Raw genomic sequence first — 19,924 nt, forward strand, 5'->3', positions numbered from 1 at the left:
AAGTTATTCTATGGAATCAGACAACAAATTATTCCTTTTAGACGCCTACGCGCTCATATACCGGGCTTATTACGCCTTTATCAGAAACCCGAGAATCAACTCCAAAGGACTAAATACATCGGCTATCCTCGGCTTCGTAAACACGCTTGAAGAAGTGTTGAAAAAAGAAAACCCCACTCATATAGGAGTGGCTTTCGACCCTGCCGGCCCAACGTTTCGCCATGAGGCTTTCGAGCAGTACAAAGCTCAACGTGAGGAAACGCCCGAAGATATCCGTCTGTCGGTACCTCTCATCAAAGAGATTATCCGTGCCTACCGCATTCCTATCCTCGAAGTGCCGGGATACGAGGCGGACGATGTGATAGGCACGCTCGCCACCGAAGCGGGACGACGCGGAATCGCCACCTATATGATGACTCCCGACAAAGACTACGGGCAGTTGGTGGGCGAAAACGTCTTTATGTATCGACCCAGACATACGGGAGGGTTTGAAGTGATGGGCATCGAAGAGGTAAAAGCCAAGTTCGCCATCGAATCGCCCGCACAGGTCATAGACATATTGGGGCTGATGGGCGACTCGTCGGACAATATCCCCGGCTGTCCCGGTGTGGGAGAGAAAACCGCTCAAAAGCTGGTGGCGGAGTTCGGAAGCATCGAGAACCTGCTCGATCATACCGACCGGCTCAAAGGTGCGCTGAAAACAAAAGTAGAGGCCAACCGCAAACAGATTGAATTCTCCAAATTCCTCGCCACCATCAAAACGGACGTCCCCATTGCGCTGGAGATGGACAAACTGGTACGGGAAGAAGCGGATGAGGATTCGCTCCGCCGGATTTTCGAAGAGTTGGAGTTCCGAACGCTTATCAACCGGGTACTGAAAAAAAACGGTGCGGGAAGCGGGATATTATCATCTGCGGGAAGAAACGAGTATGCAGGAAGAAACATCGGAACAGACTCAAACCGAAAAAACGGTTTTGCAGAAGGAAATATTTTTTCCGAAACAGGCAACAGTGAATTTGCACAACAGGGAAACAATCTTTCCGGAAGAGGAGGCAATGAGTCTCAACAACAGGGGAGCAACTTTTTTGCAAGAGGCAATAGTGAATTTGCACAACAAGAGAGTAACCTTTCCGCAAGAGGAGGCAATGAGTCCGCACAAGAAGGAAATAATCTTTCGCTCAAAGGGAAAAATGATCCGACAAAAGGAAGAAGTGACCGCTTGGCAAAAGGAAGCGGTGGTTCGGCAAAAGGCAAAGACGGAGAATTGTCGCTCTCTCTTTTTCCTGAAGAAGAGGAAGCCGTACAAGGCGATTTGTTTGCGAATTTTGCAGGCAACGGAGCAGGTGTGCCGAAAAAAACGAGCCTAAGCACGTTAAAAACCATTAATACAGACTATCAACTTGTTGATACAGAAGAAAAAAGAAAGAGAATTATTCAAAAGTTACTTACATCGAAAATTCTCTCGTTAGACACTGAGACCACAGGAACCGAACCTATGGAGGCGGAATTGGTGGGAATGAGCTTTTCCATCGCCGAAAACGAAGCGTTTTATGTTCCGGTGCCCCCCGACCGGAAAGAAGCGGCAAAAATAGTCGCGCAATTCCGCCCGGTGTTTGAAAACGAAGATTCGTTAAAAATCGGACAGAACATCAAGTACGACATGATCGTGCTCCAAAATTACGGAGCGGAGTTAAAAGGTCGGCTCTTCGATACCATGATAGCGCATTATGTGTTGCAACCCGAACTTCGGCACGGCATGGACTATTTGGCGGAAATCTATCTGCACTACAAAACCATTTCTATCGAAGAACTTATCGGACCGAAAGGAAAACACCAGAGGAGCATGCGTGACCTCGACCCGCAAGATGTTTACCTTTATGCCTGCGAAGATGCCGATGTGACTCTCAAGCTGAAAAACGTGTTGGAGAAAGAGTTGAAAGCAAACGATGCCGAAACCTTGTTCTACGATATCGAGATGCCGCTCGTACCCGTACTGGTTCATATCGAACGAAACGGAGTGCTGCTCGACACGGAAGCCTTGAAGCAATCGTCCGCACATTTCACCGCTGAGATGCAACGTATCGAGCAAGAGATATACGAAATGGCGGGTGAATCTTTCAACATCGCCTCGCCGAAACAAGTGGGCGAAGTGCTGTTCGACAAACTGCAAATCGTGGAAAAAGCGAAAAAGACAAAGACGGGGCAATACGTCACTTCGGAAGAGGTGCTCGAAAGCCTGAGGCATAAACATCCGGTGGTGGAGAAAATATTGGAACACCGCGGATTGAAAAAACTCTTGGGCACATACATAGACGCCCTGCCGCAGCTTATCAACCCGCGCACGGGACGGGTGCATACATCGTTCAACCAAACGGTCACGGCTACGGGACGCCTCAGTTCGAGCAACCCGAACCTGCAAAACATCCCCATCCGCGACGAGAACGGCAAGGAGATACGCAAAGCATTCATCCCCGACGAGGGTTGCCTGTTCTTCTCTGCCGACTACTCGCAGATAGAGCTCCGCATCATGGCGCACCTGAGCAAAGACAAGGAGATGATCGATGCTTTCCTGAGCAATCACGACATCCATGCTGCTACCGCCGCAAAGATTTACAAGACTGATTTGAAAGAGGTAGATGCCGACATGCGGCGCAAGGCCAAGACTGCCAACTTCGGTATCATATATGGCATATCCGTATTCGGGCTTGCCGATCGGCTGGGTATCGAAAGGAAAGAGGCCAAAACGCTGATCGACGGTTACTTCGAAACCTATCCCGAAGTAAAGGCATACATGGACGAAAGCATTCAGGTAGCACGCGAACAGGGTTATGTAGAGACTATCTTCCACCGCAAACGCTTCTTGCCCGACATCAACTCCCGCAACGCCATTGTACGCGGATATGCCGAACGTAACGCCATCAACGCGCCTATTCAGGGCAGCGCCGCAGACATCATAAAGGTAGCCATGACGCGCATCTACAATCGCTTCCTTGCCGAAGGGCTTCAGGCCAAAATGATTCTGCAAGTGCACGACGAATTGAATTTCAGTGTGCCCGTAAGCGAAAAAGAACGGGTGGAAGAGATCGTTATCGAGGAAATGGAGCGTGCTTGCCGAATGCACGTACCCTTAAAAGCCGATTGCGGATGGGGAAAAAACTGGCTCGAGGCGCATTAAAAGAGAGAAAAACAGATGAAAATGAGCCCGAATGCAAGCAAAGAAAAGTAGCAAACAGACTCTAAATCAAAGTATAACAATCTTTAACCATAGAAACAGAAAGCAAGAAGAAAGTTCGCTTTAGCAAACTTATTGCTCCATTCCATATCCGGCAAGCCTACTGCCGGATATTTTTTTGTCTTCTCCTTTGACAAAAAGGAAGCAATAGAAAAGAGCAAAACTGACATATTGACACTATTTTACACATAAATAGGGTGTCATAAAGAAATAATGCCTAAATTTGCAGCGTGATTCAAGAGAATCAATAGACAAATGAAAGTTTAATATAAAAATAAAATAGTCATGAAAACAAATTTCTCTTTTAAATTAGTAATCTTATCCGCAGTTCTTTTCGTTGTATCTATAGCAGCTTCTGCCCGCGTTTTCGACGGTCAGCTCATCTACAATCCGATAGAAGAAAACGGTATGATGGTAGGCCAAACCGTTTACAAAAAAGACGGAAACACACTTGCCAACTATATGAAGTACAACTACAAGTACGACGACCAAAAGCGCATGGTTGAAAGCGAGACACTGAAATGGAACGTTGTAAAGGAGCAGTGGGAAAACGAATTACGCATCGAATACGCTTATAGCGGAAAAACTGTAACCACTACTTACTATAAGTGGAACAACAAAAAAAATGCATACGTTTTGGTTCCCGAAATGACGGTAACCATGGACACAGATCTGTAAATAAATCCTCTCATTCTAAATTCTAACAACAAACGAGGCAGGCGCTGTTTCTCATCGGAAGCAGCGCTTTCCATTTTTCTTCTGCCAGAAAAGAGAACCTGACCGGTTCGAAAAACACCTTGCTTGAAAAGTTATTTACCTAAAAAGAAGTTTGCGCCTGACTGAAAAGTTTTCGGGTCTACCTAAAAGATTCTCGTGTTTAGGAGGATACATTTTTTCTTAGCAAAAGAAGGCTTCCGCACAGGCGAAATTTCTCCGGCCTGTGAAGCTTATGAAGAATAAACCATTATTTAGCTATGTACAGCAACACTTCTCACTTTTTTTTAATATCTTTGTCCCCGTATCAAAAAGAGCAATGACTTAATGAGTCCACTGAACTTCACCCACATTCTGACACAGGCAGTCGATGAGCTATCGGAAAGCGAATCTTACAAAGAACTGTTTCATCAACACAAAGATGGTGAACCGCTTCCCTCTGCCAAAGTACTGTATGACATTATCGAGCTCTCTCGTTCCATCCTCTTTCCCGGATATTACGGCAATTCAACCATCAACAGCCGGACTATCAACTATCACATCGGAGTAAATATCGAAAAGCTGTTCGATTTACTTTCGGAGCAAATACTTGCCGGACTTTGTTTCGTCAGTGGCGGTGAAAAATGTTCTTCCTGTTCCGATTCGAAGAGAGAGGAAGCTTCGCGTCTGGCAGCTACATTCATCAGCAAGATGCCTGCCATGAGAAGAATTCTCGCAACCGATGTGGAGGCTGCCTACAATGGAGATCCCGCCGCCGAAAGTTACGGTGAAGTGATCTGCTGTTATCCGGCCATCAAAGCTATCAGCAACTATCGCATCGCGCACGAACTTTTGGAGTTGGGAGTACCGCTGATTCCGCGCATCATTACCGAAATGGCGCACAGTGAAACAGGAATAGACATCCATCCGGGAGCAAAAATAGGCAGCCATTTCACCATCGACCACGGAACGGGTGTCGTTATCGGGGCAACCAGCGTCATCGGCAATCATGTCAAGCTCTATCAAGGCGTTACGCTCGGAGCCAAAAGTTTTCCGCTCGATGCCGACGGGAAGCCTATCAAAGGTATCCCACGCCATCCCATTCTGGAGGACAATGTCATTATATACTCCAACGCCACCATCTTAGGAAGAATTACCATCGGACGCGACGCGACCGTAGGAGGTAATATCTGGGTGACGGAAGACGTTCCGTCAGGTGCCAGACTTGTGCAGACAAAAGCAAAAAAATAGGAAACGGAAATACATGGTTTGCGATAACGGGCATCTCAACAATACAAAGAATAGAAACAGATAAATATATATGAGCGAACAATTCGAAATGATAGCCAAGACTTTCCAGGGATTGGAAGAGACTCTTGCCGAAGAACTAACCGCATTAGGAGCCGACAACATCGAAATAGGCCGACGGATGGTTTCATTCACCGGAGACAAAAAGATGATGTACAAGGCCAATTTTTGCCTGCGAACCGCCATCCGCATCCTGAAACCCATCAAGCACTTCACAGCCAAGGATGCCGATGAGGTATATGAGCAGATACAAGCCATCCCATGGGAAGAATATCTTGATGAAAATAAGACATTTGCCATAGATGCGGTGGTGTACAGCGAAGAGTTCCGGCATTCGAAGTTCGTTTCATATAAGGTAAAAGACGCGATCGCGGATTATTTTCGCGAGAAGAGCGGTAAACGTCCGTCTGTGCGCATCAACAAACCCGACGTTTTGCTGAATATTCACATTGCGCAGACTACCTGTACGCTGTCGCTCGACTCTTCGGGAGAATCTCTCCACCGTCGCGGCTACCGTCAGGAAGCAGTGGAAGCGCCATTGAACGAAGTACTTGCCGCAGGGATGATATTGATGACGGGCTGGCGCGGAGAGTGCGATCTGATCGATCCGATGTGCGGCTCCGGAACCATACCCATCGAGGCAGTATTGATTGCCCGTAACATTGCTCCGGGAGTATTCCGGAAAGGATTCGCTTTCGAGAAATGGACGGATTTCGACTCCGACCTTTTCGACGAGATATACAATGACGATACGCAGGAGCGTGACTTCGAGCATAAGATTTACGGATACGACAACAATCCTAAAGCGCATGAAATAGCCGCTTACAACATCAAAGCGGCGGGAGTCTCCAAAGACGTGACACTGAAGCTGCAACCTTTTCAGCAGTTCGAACAACCGGGAAACAAGTCGATCATCATCACCAACCCGCCGTACGGAGAGCGGATTTCTACAAACGACCTGCTTGGGTTGTATCAAACCATCGGCGAACGATTGAAACATGCTTTCGTGGGAAATGAAGCATGGGTTCTCTCCTATCGCGATGAATGCTTCGACCAGATAGGACTCAAAGCCAGCCAAAAGATTCCTCTTTTCAATGGAGCGCTGGAATGCCAGTTCCGTAAATACGAAATATTCGACGGAAAATACAGAGAATTTAAGACGCAGGAAGCCGAGAAAGAAGAAGGAAGAGATGAGTCCGCCCCTTACAGAGATGAAATACGCAAGCCTCATCGGGACAGCGAACACAAGTTTCGGAAAGAGGGAGAAAGGACTTATCGCCGGGAAAGTGAGTACAAGTCTCGCAAAGAAGAAGACAACAGATATGATTCCCGTTCGGAAGAAAATAGAACATTCCGCCGGGAAAGAGAATACAAACCCCGCCGAGAAGGAGAAAGACCATTCCGCAGAGAAAGAGGCGGGGGATACAATGCAAGGCGGGAAGAAGAGCGGACGTTCCGACGCGAAGGAGCAGAAAAGCCCCGCAGAGAAGGAGGAAAATCTTTTCGGAGAGAAGAAGGAAGTTTCAGACGAGACGAGAGGGACTCCAGGGGGGATGATAGAGAAAGAAAACCGCGCGGAGAGTTTCGTGAGAAGAGAGATCCCAAAGTTCTGAGAGAATATAAGGGACATCGCGAACCGAGAATACCGGAACCGGAAAAGGAATAGGCTATCATGCCCGGAGATGTAGGTGAATCAACATTGTCCACCCCAAAAAGAGAAGAGGTTACCGTATTTCGGGCATTGACAAGCCAAGATTTCTTACCGTGAAAAAGGGAGTAGGACAGCATGAATCCGGAATACGACACAAGCAGAAGTCGTATGTGAACTCTTCAATGGTAAATAAGGGAAGTACAAACCCTAAACACTGACGAATGAACGTTGCTGCACTGCGAAAAGAATGTGATGAATATCATTCGACGATGACTTTCTTTTGAAAATGGTTGTCTTTTGAACATAGTTGTTTTTTGAAGATTGTTTTTGTTAAGATTGGCTTTCTTTTGGAGGTAATTATTGTTTGAAGGTGAACGTTTTCTGAAAAGAAAAAGTTTTTTGAAGAAGAGAGTCATCTGAATCTAAAAACTTCCGCTAAAACAAGGTGGATAAGACTGGAAAACATTATAAATAAGGAATAAGCAATGAGTAAAATTGGAACAAGAGCCATGATGCTATTATCGGCGCTACCAATCGCAATCAATGTTATGACACAAGAAGTTAAGACACTCACACTGGAAGACTTGATCCCCGGCGGTGAGACCTATCGTTACGCAGAAAACCTGTACGGGCTGCAATGGTGGGGGGACGAGTGTATCAAACCGGGCATGGATACGATCTATGCTGTTGAGCCGAAAACGGGAAAAGAAACGGTGCTCGTAACGAGGGAACGGATAAACGAAGCGCTTGAAAAAAACCGGTCGGGGAAGCTTCCAAGTCTTTACCATGTTCAGTTTCCGTGGGCGAACAAGACTCAGGTGTTGCTGAATACAGGAAACAAATACATCGCATACGACTTCAAGACGAATCAAGTGGTTCATACACTCGAGATACAGGCAAAGGCAGCCAATAAGGATTATTGCGCAGCCGGTAGAAGAGTGGCATACACCGTAGGAAACAATCTATATGTCGACAACCGTGCGGTGACGAACGAGCCTGCGGGGATCGTCTGCGGACAATCTGTACACCGCAATGAGTTCGGTATATCGAAAGGAACGTTCTGGAGCCCGAAAGGAAACTTGCTGGCTTTCTACCGGATGGATGAAAGTATGGTGACTCAATATCCATTGGTAGATGTAACCGCCCGTATTGCCGAAACGAACAATATCCGCTACCCGATGGCGGGAATGACGAGTCATCAGGTGAAAGTCGGCATATACCGCCCGTCCACCGGAGAAACCATCTATCTGGAAATGGGCGATCCCACCGACCGCTACTTCACCAATATCAGCTGGTCGCCCGATGAGAGAAGTCTCTTCCTCATCGAGGTCAACCGCGACCAGAATCACGCCAAGCTTTGCCAGTATGATGCAGAAAACGGAAGACTCGTCAGAGTGCTCTACGAAGAGATGCACGAGAAGTACGTAGAGCCTCAGCATCCCATCCTCTTTCTTCCGTGGGACGACACTAAGTTTATTTACCAAAGCCAGCGCGACGGTTTCAACCATCTTTATCTGATGGATTTGAAAACGCCCCTCTACGGAGACACACAACAGGGGAAAAGCGGAGCCAAGTATCGTGAATACCTGAAGACCCGACAGTTGACCAAAGGCGAATGGCTGGTCAGCGATGTTTTGGGCTTCAACGCCAAACGGAAAGAGGTGGTTTTCACCGCAGTAAACGGACTGAGCAGCGGGCATTACACCGTGAATGTATCGAATGGAAAGATGAACCGTCCGTTCGATAAAACCGTGGAGAGCAGTCATTACGGCACATTGAGCAGCTCCGGCACATATCTCATCGACTATTCTTCCACCCGGACGGAAGCCCGCAATATCGATCTCACAGACACGCGCAGCTTCAAAAGCGTTCGTCTGCTTGCTGCCCGCAATCCTTACGAAGGTTACCGAATGCCCTCTATCGAAACGGGAACAATTAAATCCGCCGACGGAACGACCGACCTGCATTATAGGCTCGTGAAGCCATCAGACTTCGATCCGGGCAGGAAGTATCCGGTTATCGTCTATGTATACGGCGGACCGCATGCGCAGTTAATCAACGGAGGATGGCAGAACGGTACACGGGGATGGGACATCTACATGGCAAACAAAGGCTATCTGATGTTTACGCTCGACAACCGGGGCAGTTCCAATCGCGGGCTGGAGTTCGAAAACTGTACGTTCCGCCAATTGGGCATTGAGGAAGGAAAAGATCAGGTAAAGGGAGTAGAATTCCTCAAGTCGCTGCCTTATGTAGACGGAAACCGTATCGGTGTGCACGGATGGAGCTTCGGCGGACACATGAGTACGGCTCTTCTTTTACGTTACCCTGAAATATTCAAGGTAGGAGTAGCGGGCGGGCCGGTAATCGATTGGGCCTATTACGAGATAATGTACGGTGAACGCTATATGGATACTCCGCAAACCAATCCGGAGGGATACAAGGCATGTAATTTGAAGAATATTGCCGGACAGCTGAAAGGGCATTTGCTCATCATTCATGACGATCACGACGACACGTGTGTGCCACAACACACCTTGTCGTTCATGAAAGCCTGCGTAGACGCGCGCACTTATCCCGATCTCTTTATCTATCCGTGTCACAAGCACAACGTATCGGGGCGCGACCGGGTGCATCTGTACGAGAAAATCACCCGCTATTTCGAAGAGCATTTGTAACGGAAACTGCCGTGCATCCCTCGAACGTAAAAAGGAAAGAACTAAAAATCTCAAAAGATACAACTCATGAAAATACTATTGCTTGGCTCAGGAGGCCGTGAACATGCGCTGGCATGGAAAATTGCCCAAAGTCCGAAAGTAAAGAAGCTCTATATCGCGCCGGGAAATGCCGGCACGACAGTAACAGGCGAGAACGTCGACATCAAGCCGACAGACTTCCCCGCCATAGCCGCCTTCGCCTTGAAAGAATCGGTGGATATGATTGTGGTAGGTCCTGAAGATCCGCTCGTAAAAGGAATCTATGATTATTTCCATGACCGGCCTGAACTTAAACACATTGCAGTGATCGGTCCTTCGGCACAAGGAGCACAGCTGGAAGGAAGCAAAGAGTTTGCCAAAGAATTCATGATGCGTCACGGCATACCCACAGCCCGCTATAAGAGCATCACATCCGACAACATCGAAGAGGGGCTGGCCTTCCTCGAAACGCTCGAAGCTCCCTACGTGCTGAAAGCCGATGGTTTGTGCGCCGGCAAGGGTGTTCTGATACTCCCTACGCTGGATGAAGCCCAAAAGGAACTGAAAGAGATGTTGGGCGGCATGTTCGGCGCTGCATCGGCAACAGTAGTTATCGAAGAGTTTTTGAGCGGTATCGAATGTTCTGTGTTTGTACTCACCGACGGCGAACACTACAAGGTGCTTCCGGTGGCAAAAGACTACAAACGCATCGGCGAAGGCGACCGCGGGCTGAACACCGGCGGAATGGGAAGCGTTACTCCCGTACCATTTGCGGACGAAGCATTCATGGAGAAAGTACGCACCCGCATCATAGAGCCTACCATCAACGGTCTGAAAGAAGAGGGGATCACCTACAAAGGCTTCATTTTCCTCGGACTGATCCGTGTGAAAGGCGAACCGATGGTGATTGAATACAATGTCCGTATGGGCGACCCGGAAACAGAAAGCGTAATGCTCCGCATTCAAAGCGACCTTGTGGAGCTGATGGAAGGCGTAGCTGAAGGACGTCTGAACGAAAAGGAACTGAAAGAAGACCCACGGGTAGCCGCCTGTGTCATCCTTGTCAGCGGAGGCTATCCGGAGGCTTATGAAAAAGGGTTCCCTATCAGCGGACTGGAAGAAGCTTCGGCAACAGACAGCATCATCTTCCATGCGGGAACCGCGATGAAAGACGGGCAGATTGTCACAAACGGAGGACGTGTCATTGCCGTATGCTCTTACGGGGCAACGAGAGAAGAAGCGCTGGCTCAAAGCTACAAAACGGCCGATAGGATCCGGTACGACAAGAAGTATTTCCGCCGCGACATCGGGTTCGATTTGAAATAAAGGAAGAATGAGGAATAAACGATTACAAGGGCAAATAACGGCATGGCGATGGACATTGCCCACTGTTATATTCGTCTGTACTCTTTGCTGGGTACTGACCTCTCTCCTACTACCCGACCTTATCCGTTCGGAAGAATTGAGCCGGGGAAATTCTCTCTGGCCGTCTTTCCATACACTATTGACATCTTATTGGAGCGAACGCCTTGCGAGCTTTCTGGTCTATGCGGTCATCGGCTATTCACTGATAGAACTGAACAACCGATTCACCATCATCCGCATGCGCGCCTCCGTACAGACCTCCATCTATTTTTTGCTGGTCACCGTCTGTCCGGAAATGCATCTGCTCCATTCCGGAGATTTGGCAGCCATAGCTTCACTGATCTCTATATTTTTCCTTTTTAATAGTTATCAGAAGTCACACGCGGCAAGTGATTTGTACTACTCTTTTCTTTTTATCGGAGCAGGTAGCCTATTGTTTCCTCAACTCACCTTCTTCAGCGTACTCTGGCTATTGGAAGCTCAACGTTTCCAATCGCTCAATCTACGCAGCTTCTGTGCTGCCATACTGGGATGGATGACTCCCTATTGGCTACTCTTCGGGCATGCTTTCTTCTACGACCGGATGGAGCTGTTCTATCGCCCTTTCATCGAACTGGCAACTTTCGAACAAGCTTTTCAGTTTCAGCAGTTGCATTCTTGGGAGCTGGGCATGCTCGGATATCTGTTTCTGCTGTTCATCGTGAGCACAGGACACTACTTCGCATCCAGCCATCAAGACAAGATACGGACACAGGCTTATTTGCAATTTCTCATCGACTGGGCATTCTGTTGCTTTATCTTTATTGCGCTGCAACCCCGACATACGCTCAGCCTGCTGCCGTCGCTCATCATCAGCAACAGTATACTCACAGGACATCTTTTTGTTTTAACCGACAGTAAAGCATCAAACTTATTCTTTATAGCTTCCATGCTTTTCCTTTTCTTTTTATTCGGCTTTAATATATGGACGCTTTTATAGAATCTACTATCCAACTGCTCATCGAGTGGGGCATACCGGGATTATTCATTTCCGCTTTGCTTGCCGGAAGCATTGTGCCTTTCAGTTCGGAGCTCGTTCTCATCACGCTTGTAAAACTGGGACTGAACCCCACCGCCTGCCTGCTTTCCGCTACGTTGGGCAATACCGCCGGCAGCCTGACCTGCTATTACGTAGGTCGTTTGGGAAAGACCAGTTGGATAGAAAAATATTTCAAGGTAAAGAAAGAAAAGATTGATAAAATGATGGTTTTCCTACAAGGAAAAGGAGCTTTGATGGCTTTTTTCTCTTTCCTTCCTGCCGTAGGAGAAGTGATTTCCATTGCACTGGGGTTTATGAGAAGCAATATCTGGATTACCACAGGAGCCATGTTCGTGGGAAAACTGGTGCGCTACATATTCATACTCTACGTATTGGAGAGCGCCTGGGAAGTTGTTGTCGGTTAGCGAAAACATTATAACAAGTCATTAAAAATGAAAAATAAAGAGTTTTCAAGACTGATAGAAAAAACAGATGACGGAAGCGCCACCTTGTTTGTGCCGCAATTGGACGAGCACTACCACTCCACAAAGGGTGCGCGCACGGAGTCGCAACACATCTTTGTGGATACGGGATTGAAAGCCTGTACGGCGGTCTCTCCTCAGATTCTGGAAGTCGGATTCGGCACAGGGCTTAACGCATGGCTCACGCTCGAAGAGGCCGAAAGGAGCCGAAGAGAAGTGTGCTACACCGGGGTGGAGCTGTACCCGCTGGCGTGGGAAGCAGTAGAGCAATTGCGCTATGTAGACGAAAGGTGGGAACTCTTTAAGCGCATGCACACCTCTCCTTGGGAAAAAGAAGTGGAACTGACGCCTTACTTCACGCTACGAAAAATGCAGGGAGACATCAACCGGTTACTGAAAGCAGACAGCCTCCTTGCAGAAGGGGATAATACATGGAAAGCCGACTTGATTTATTTCGACGCTTTCGCTCCCGATAAGCAACCTGAGATGTGGTCTCAAGAACTATTTCACGGTTTATACGTTTTATTAAACGATGGAGGCGTACTGACGACTTACTGTGCCAAAGGAGCGGTACGCCGGATGCTGCAAACCGCCGGATTCGTTGTGGAACGCCTTCCGGGACCTCCGGGCGGAAAACGAGAGATACTGCGAGGCAGAAAGCTTTGACCTCTTACTGCCTGTCTGCCTAATTTCTTGTAAATCCGACTCTTTAGATAACAAAGAGCATACAACTAAAAGAACAAAAAATGAATATATTGACTCCAAAGAGAAATCATCTTTTCCTCATAGCATGTATCTTGTGTTTGACCGCATGTACAAGCCGTTCCTCACATATCCGGAAAAAAGAGGAAAAGAAAAAACCTGTCATCACCGTCACTATAGAAGCGCAGCGATACTTTACCGAAGCCATCGCGGGCGATAAGTTTACGGTGGTAAGCATGGTTCCGCAGGGATCCAGTCCGGAAACATACGATCCCATCCCCCAGCAACTCGTATCGTTGGGAGAGAGCAAGGCGTATCTTCGCATCGGGTACATCGGATTCGAACAAACTTGGATGAGCCGCTTGATAGACAATACTCCGCATATACTGGTATTCGACACATCAAAAGGAATCGACCTGATTGAAACCGACGAAAGAAGCTCACATGCGAGCGAATCGTGCGACGAGCATGGAAACCACTCGCACGCCGTAGAACCTCATGTCTGGAATTCTGCCGCCAACGCACTTATTCTTGCGGAAAACACCTGCAAAGCGTTGTGTGCATTGGATCAGGCAAACGAAGTATATTACAAAACCCGTTTCGACTCTCTCTCCCACCGCATACAACACACCGACAGCCTCATCCGCCACCGGCTCGCCGTACCCGGAGCAGCACGGGCATTCATGATATACCACCCTGCCCTCTCCTACTTTGCGCGCGACTATGGCTTGCAGCAGATAGCCATCGAAGAGAATGGCAAAGAGCCTTCGCCCGCCTACCTGAAACACCTTATAGACGAGGCGAGGGCGAAGAAAGTAAACGTCATATTCATACAGCCTGAGTTCGACAAACGGAATGCGGAGACCATTGCGGCGCAAACCGAAGCGAAAATCATTCCCATCAATCCGCTGAACTATCATTGGGAAGAAGAAATGCTTCGAATCGCGCAAGCTCTCTCGCCTACCGCAGATACCACAAAGCCATGAAGCCCATCATCGAAATAAAGAACCTTTCTGCCGGATACGACGGACGCACCGTGCTTCACGATGTGAATCTTACCGTATACGAGCGTGACTTTCTGGGCATCATCGGTCCTAACGGAGGCGGAAAGACCACACTGATAAAGTGCATACTTGGTCTGCTCAAGCCTACCAAGGGAGAAATCGTTTTTGCCTCGCGCCCTTCGCTCGGCTATCTGCCGCAGTACAACAGCATCGACCGCAAATTCCCCATCTCGGTGGAAGAGGTGATTCTTTCGGGGCTGAGCATACAGAAACCCCTCGCCTCCCGCTTTACTTCCGAAGAGCGGGAAAAAGGACGGCAGACCATTGCCCGCATGGGGCTCGAAGGACTGGAACACCGATCCATAGGGGCGCTGAGCGGCGGGCAACTGCAACGCGCCTTGCTGGGAAGAGCCGTCATCTCCTCTCCCACTGCGTTGATTCTCGACGAACCGAGCACGTACATCGACAAACGCTTCGAAGCGCGCCTTTACGAGCTGTTGGCGGAAATCAACAAAGAGTGCGCCATCATCCTTGTGAGCCACGACATCGGCACCGTGCTCCAGCAGGTGAAGTCTATCGCCTGCGTGAACGAAACGTTGGATTACCACCCCGACACGGGTATCACCACCGAATGGCTGGAGCGGAATTTCCATTGCCCCATCGAGCTGTTGGGGCACGGCACGCTGCCCCACCGCATTCTCGGAGAGCACCATCACTGCACGCACAAGTAACGTTTAATATCCCTCGCGCTGAGCATATATAGTCATGGGTGGTAGACATATATAGTCACCGTGGTAGGCATATATAGTCATGGGTGGTAGCCATATATGGCTACCGAGGTAGCTATATATACTCACCACGCTGGGCATATATACTCATCTCATTGCAATAAAAAGTACCCTTCGGAATAAGATTTTGCCGACATAGACACCATAATCAAACGGGCTCTTTTCTCTCTTCTTATAAAAAATGAAAGGATGATAACAAGAAAGCCATTCCGAAAGGGAACAACTTTCGGATAGGGAACTCAATTTTCATTTCTACAACTTATGTAGAACTATGCTCTTTTATATAATTTCCTGCTACTATGTCATCGGGCAACTTAAAAATCACACCGATCAACATTTCTGTCAAAAAGAAAAAGATACTTTTGCTTTTTACAAAAGAAGTGTCTAATTTTGGCACATTAAAAAAACTATTCACTATCGTTGGGCTATAATCAACAACTTATGAAAAAATATACATTTTTGATATTGCTTACTCTCCTTTTCATCGGTTGCGATAAAAAAGAAGAAGAATTGGGAGAACTATCGCTCGTACAAACTGTTTGGAATGGGGAGCGTATCTCCTATGAGGACGGGGAAGAAGTAAGGGTCGATAATTTATGGCTGTTTTTTAAAACGGAAAGCGAAGTAGACATAAAATTCGGGGAAGCGGGGAGATATAACAATCTTGACTACTCATTCAAAAACAAAGTCGTACATTTCGGTTTAAATACAAAATATCTGGTGGGCGATTGGGTAATAACAAACAGAACCCAAAACACACTGCAACTGACTTATGGCATAGGACTGCCGAAATATTCGGTACTTACCCTCACAAAGGTGTATTGAAAACATAGGGGCAAAAATATTCACACACTCAACAAAATTCCCACCCTAAAAAGGTAGAAAAACCAAGTTTATATCGTACATTCGCATCGAGTAAAAAACGCATATAGCACCAGTTCAGTCCGAATGCTTGTCGAACGATAGGCACACATCAACTCCTGAAGTGCTCCATCCGATACAAATTCAGACCCCGATAATACAGTTTGATTAAGAAACTTTAGATACTGAAATGACACGAAAAATCTTTTCTTTTCTGGCTGTCGGCATTTGCATCTGTAGCCTCTGCTCATGCAGCAAGCCCTCACAAGTCGAAATTCTGTCACCCGACGGACAAATCAAACTGAACTTGAGTCTGAACGAAAACGGACAACCGTTTTACGAAGTTACCGTGAAAGATTCATTGTTCATTACCCGTTCGGCTCTGGGGCTTACCGCAAAACAAGAAATCAACCTGTCCGAAGGCTTCGAAATAGAGAAAACTGTCTCCGACAGCAAGGATGAAATTTGGGAACAACCGTGGGGAGAGAACAAAACCAACAGAAACCACTACAATGAGATGGCAATCCACCTGAAGAATCGGGAGAAAGTGCGGCTTACGCTCCGCTTTCGCCTATTCGACGATGGGATAGGATTTCGGTACGAATATGACATTCCCTCAACAGACTCACTGCTTATTACCGATGAACTAACCGCTTTCAACTTCCGTCAGGAGGGTATATCCTGGTCGATTCCCGCCAGTGCCGAGACTTACGAATTGCTATACCGGAAGCTTCCACTCTCGGAAGTGGAAACAGCGAATACTCCTTTCACTTTGAAAATGGCAAACGGCATGTATGCCAGCATCCACGAAGCTGCTCTTTACGATTTTCCCGAAATGACGCTTCGCCAACAGGGCAACGGAGTGTTCAAAGCAGAGCTGACACCCTATCCCGACGGCATCAAAGCACGTAAAGCAAACCGCTTCACCACTCCGTGGCGTACCCTCCAGATAGCCCCCGAAGCGGTCGGGCTAATCAATTCCGCCCTCATATTAAATCTGAACGAACCATCCGCGCTTGCTTCCACCGAGTGGATTCGTCCCCTGAAATATGTAGGAGTGTGGTGGGGGATGCATTTGGGAGTAGAGACGTGGAAAATGGATGAAAGACATGGAGCTACCACTGCCAATGCGAAGAAGTACATCGATTTTGCAGCCGCCAATCAAATTCAGGGCGTTTTGTTCGAAGGATGGAATGCCGGTTGGGAAAGTTGGGGTAGTTCGCAGAATTTTGATTTCACCAAACCGTGTGCCGATTTTGACATTGATGAAGTTGTGCGCTACGCCAAGGAGAAAGGAGTTGTCATTATCGGGCATCACGAAACGGGCGGAAACATCCCGAACTACGAACGCCAGCTCGACAAAGCGATGCAGTGGTATGCCGATCGTAACATCCGCTATGTAAAGACCGGCTATGCCGGAAGCTTTCCTTACGGGTTGTCGCACCACGGACAGTATGGAGTCAATCATTATCAGCGTGTAGTAGAAACAGCTGCCCGCTACCGGATGATGGTGGACGCCCATGAACCCATCAAAGATACCGGCATCCGCCGTACATGGCCCAACATGATGACCCGCGAAGGAGCCAGAGGTATGGAGTGGAACGCATGGAGCGAAGGAAATCCGCCCGCTCACCACGTCACGCTACCCTTTACCCGCTTATTGGCAGGTCCCATGGACTACACACCGGGCGTATTCGACATTTTGTTTCTGAAAACACGCCACTCTCCCCGGCGGAAGAAATGGAACGAATTGGACCAAGGGAATAGCCGGGTAAATACTACTTTGGCCAAACAGCTTGCCAATTGGGTAATTCTTTACTCCCCCATGCAGATGGCTTCCGATCTGATAGAGAACTATCAAGGACATCCCGCCTTCCAGTTCTTCCGAGACTTCGACCCCGACTGTGACCGCTCGGAAGCCTTGGCGGGAGAGCCCGGCGAATTCATCGCCATCGTACGCAAAGCGGGAGAAAAATACTTCCTGGGAGCTTCTACCAATGAAGAGGCACGCAAAATATCTATCAAACTCGATTTTCTGAAATCTGGAAAACAATACAAAGCCGTGATATATGCCGACGGAGAGAACGCCGATTGGAAATCCAATCCGACGGATTATACGATTACGGAACAGACAGTGACCGCCGAAGATACATTAACCGTTCGAATGGCGGCAGGAGGAGGACAAGCAATCAGTTTTACGCCTCTCACACCGCTTTGAACAGCAAGCGGTGTGAATAGTTCTACGCAAAACACACAGGACTAAACGTTTATTCTTTGGTCAGCGTAAAGCAATCAATCAATATCGGGTGCCCAAGAGTAAGCATTCCCCATACGAATATCATTGTATCCGGCTTTCAGCTCTATCGGCAGTACGATGGAAGCTACACGGTCTTTACCGCCGGAACTCTTCACGCTAACAACACGCTTCTTACCATTGACAGTGACCTCCAACCTGCAATCCCTTTCGGCGCAATAGGCTACAGTCATTTTATATTCCCCGCCTTTATCGCTGTATACATCTTTCCATTGGGCATAGTTCTCCGGACGACCGCCCAAGTATGCTACTTTTATACCTCCGGAACAATTGGAAGATACGGCATAGCGCACCTGTTTCGGATTCACTCCCAAGTCGTTATAACAGGGCAAATAGGCTTGTTCAGCCTCGTAAAGAGAAATTTCCACCCTTCTGTCCGCTTTAAGAGTCCAGATAGCCACACTGTGAGGCTCCACGGTATACTCAATCCTCTCTTCTAATATCCCCAGATCTTTACAGTTCACCACATCGCGAACAGCCGCTTTACCCCCCAAGCCCAAAGTCTCGAAGGATATGACAAACGTGTGTGCCGTATCGGAAGGATTATAAAGCGCTACAGCCCTTTCCCGCCCGCGCCTCCGCTTGATATCTTTTACCAGCACGTAACTCTCTCCGTCGTGCTGTACCACGTGCGCCTGCAATCCCAATACATCCTGATTTAGAGCAATAAGCTCCCGATTCTTCAGTAGTCGGAGAGAAGGCTCGGGAATAGTAGCCAAATCGCAACCTATGAGCAGAGGCGAGCTCATAATACACCACATACCAAAGTGTACGATTTCCTCATTAAACTTTAGTCCACGCCCTATCTCCAACATATCCATATCATTATAATGACCTTCTCCCGCATACGCAGAGAGATACAAGTTCTTATGGATAATGTTTTTCACAGAATTCCAATGAGGTGTAATGTCTGGGCTGATACGCCAAGAACGCGCCAGACGCGCTGCCCAAGTACCGGGAAACGCCCATCTGCAAATGTTGATAGAAACATCCGTACGCCCGGTCTGCCGAATGGCATCGCAAATGGTCTGGTATCGCTGCTCCTCTTCAAGCCCCAGTTCAAGCGCTCCGCAATAATCTATCTTAATGAAATCGTAGTTCCAATCTTTTAAAAAGAGATTCATATCCGCTTGTTCGTGACCATACAGGCCCGAGCCGATTCCCTTTTTGTCGTCATCATAAATAGAACCGCAAGTGTTGTCTCCCGCTTCGGCATAGATTCCGGCTTTCAATCCGAGAGAATGAATATAATCCGATACAACTTTCATCCCGTTGGGAAAACGCTCCCTGTGATATGTCATCTGTCCCTGCTCGTCTCGTCCGCCGAAAAATCCGTCGTCGATATTGACATAAATATATCCGACATCTTTCAATCCTTGCCTAACCAAAGCATCCGCCTGATTCTTAATAAGTTCTTCACTGATATTTACACGATAAGTATTCCATGAACTCCAGCCCATAAGTGGAGGGAGAAATGAACGCCCTGTTTCTTGCTCAAAGACTCCGGAGGATGGGCTAGGCATAGGCTGGGTTAGCGATTCAGTCGGAGAAGTTTGGGGGAATAGCGCCAAAGCACTTGCGAGCAACATCCATGCTCCATGGTCAATCAGTTTGTTTATCATATTTTTATGGTTCATTGGCGCGAAAGGTGCTTTACGCGCAGTTCAACTTTTCGGTTATCAGATTATCAATCACAAATGTATGGAATTTCTTAACTATCCCAATGATTTCGGTGCAAAAAGGATAAATCGGCGAGTAGTCATCGGCACTGAAAGTCTCTCCCAAGTAAAAGAACGCTAAAACTTTTTAC

Annotated in this window: 14 protein-coding genes; 13 read left to right on the forward strand and 1 reads right to left on the reverse strand. The window is 47.8% G+C overall.

Translation table 11 applies throughout. The features are described from left to right. The first annotated feature begins 10 nt into the window (after positions 1–10). The 13 genes from polA to C234_RS0102020 all read left to right on the forward strand — a co-directional run bounded on the left by polA (position 11) and on the right by C234_RS0102020 (position 18,018). Positions 11–3,175 (forward strand): DNA polymerase I, encoded by a 3,165-nt coding sequence (gene polA / locus C234_RS16960; RefSeq protein WP_081688093.1) that lies wholly within the window; start codon positions 11–13, stop codon positions 3,173–3,175. A 342-nt stretch (positions 3,176–3,517) separates the two neighbouring features. Then, positions 3,518–3,910, forward strand: a complete 393-nt coding sequence (locus C234_RS0101965) for a DUF3836 domain-containing protein (RefSeq protein WP_027324386.1) — start codon at positions 3,518–3,520, stop codon at positions 3,908–3,910. A gap of 363 nt (positions 3,911–4,273) precedes the next feature. Beyond that, positions 4,274–5,176, forward strand: coding sequence for a serine O-acetyltransferase (locus C234_RS0101970; protein ID WP_027324387.1), 903 nt, complete (start codon positions 4,274–4,276; stop codon positions 5,174–5,176). A 70-nt stretch (positions 5,177–5,246) separates the two neighbouring features. After that, the gene (locus tag C234_RS0101975) at positions 5,247–6,899 is read left to right on the forward strand and encodes a THUMP domain-containing protein (RefSeq protein WP_027324388.1); all 1,653 of its coding nucleotides are present in this window, start codon (positions 5,247–5,249) and stop codon (positions 6,897–6,899) included. A 470-nt stretch (positions 6,900–7,369) separates the two neighbouring features. Continuing rightward, positions 7,370–9,562 (forward strand): S9 family peptidase, encoded by a 2,193-nt coding sequence (locus C234_RS0101980; protein ID WP_027324389.1) that lies wholly within the window; start codon positions 7,370–7,372, stop codon positions 9,560–9,562. 66 nt (positions 9,563–9,628) lie between these two features. After that, positions 9,629–10,906 carry a phosphoribosylamine--glycine ligase gene (gene purD / locus C234_RS0101985; protein WP_027324390.1) on the forward strand — a complete coding sequence of 426 codons (1,278 nt, stop codon included), beginning with the start codon at positions 9,629–9,631 and terminating at the stop codon, positions 10,904–10,906. A 7-nt stretch (positions 10,907–10,913) separates the two neighbouring features. Beyond that, complete coding sequence (locus C234_RS0101990; protein WP_027324391.1) at positions 10,914–11,924, forward strand: hypothetical protein; 1,011 nt, start codon at positions 10,914–10,916, stop codon at positions 11,922–11,924. Beyond that, positions 11,909–12,388 carry a YqaA family protein gene (locus C234_RS0101995; protein WP_027324392.1) on the forward strand — a complete coding sequence of 160 codons (480 nt, stop codon included), beginning with the start codon at positions 11,909–11,911 and terminating at the stop codon, positions 12,386–12,388. Before C234_RS0101990 ends, C234_RS0101995 begins: the two co-directional genes overlap by 16 nt. 27 nt (positions 12,389–12,415) lie before the next feature. Beyond that, the gene (mnmC2, locus tag C234_RS0102000) at positions 12,416–13,111 is read left to right on the forward strand and encodes a tRNA (5-methylaminomethyl-2-thiouridine)(34)-methyltransferase MnmC2 (protein ID WP_027324393.1); all 696 of its coding nucleotides are present in this window, start codon (positions 12,416–12,418) and stop codon (positions 13,109–13,111) included. A gap of 80 nt (positions 13,112–13,191) precedes the next feature. Further along, on the forward strand, positions 13,192–14,133 hold the full coding sequence (locus C234_RS0102005; RefSeq protein ID WP_027324394.1) for a metal ABC transporter solute-binding protein, Zn/Mn family: 942 nt from the start codon (positions 13,192–13,194) through the stop codon (positions 14,131–14,133). Beyond that, the gene (locus C234_RS0102010) at positions 14,130–14,882 is read left to right on the forward strand and encodes a metal ABC transporter ATP-binding protein (RefSeq protein WP_027324395.1); all 753 of its coding nucleotides are present in this window, start codon (positions 14,130–14,132) and stop codon (positions 14,880–14,882) included. The genes C234_RS0102005 and C234_RS0102010 overlap by 4 nt, the downstream gene beginning before the upstream one ends. 498 nt (positions 14,883–15,380) lie before the next feature. Further along, complete coding sequence (locus C234_RS0102015) at positions 15,381–15,764, forward strand: hypothetical protein (RefSeq protein WP_027324396.1); 384 nt, start codon at positions 15,381–15,383, stop codon at positions 15,762–15,764. A gap of 226 nt (positions 15,765–15,990) precedes the next feature. After that, a complete protein-coding gene (locus tag C234_RS0102020; RefSeq protein ID WP_034538101.1) occupies positions 15,991–18,018 on the forward strand; it encodes a glycoside hydrolase family 97 protein in 2,028 nt (675 codons plus the stop codon). A gap of 74 nt (positions 18,019–18,092) precedes the next feature. On the opposite strand, the gene C234_RS15715 is transcribed toward C234_RS0102020, so the two are convergent. Next, complete coding sequence (locus C234_RS15715) at positions 18,093–19,637, reverse strand: alpha-galactosidase D (protein WP_034538108.1); 1,545 nt, start codon at positions 19,635–19,637, stop codon at positions 18,093–18,095. Positions 19,638–19,924 lie beyond the last annotated feature (287 nt).

The sequence above is a fragment of the Bacteroides pyogenes DSM 20611 = JCM 6294 genome (genome assembly GCF_000428105.1).
GTDB classification, from domain to species: Bacteria; Bacteroidota; Bacteroidia; order Bacteroidales; family Bacteroidaceae; genus Bacteroides; species Bacteroides pyogenes.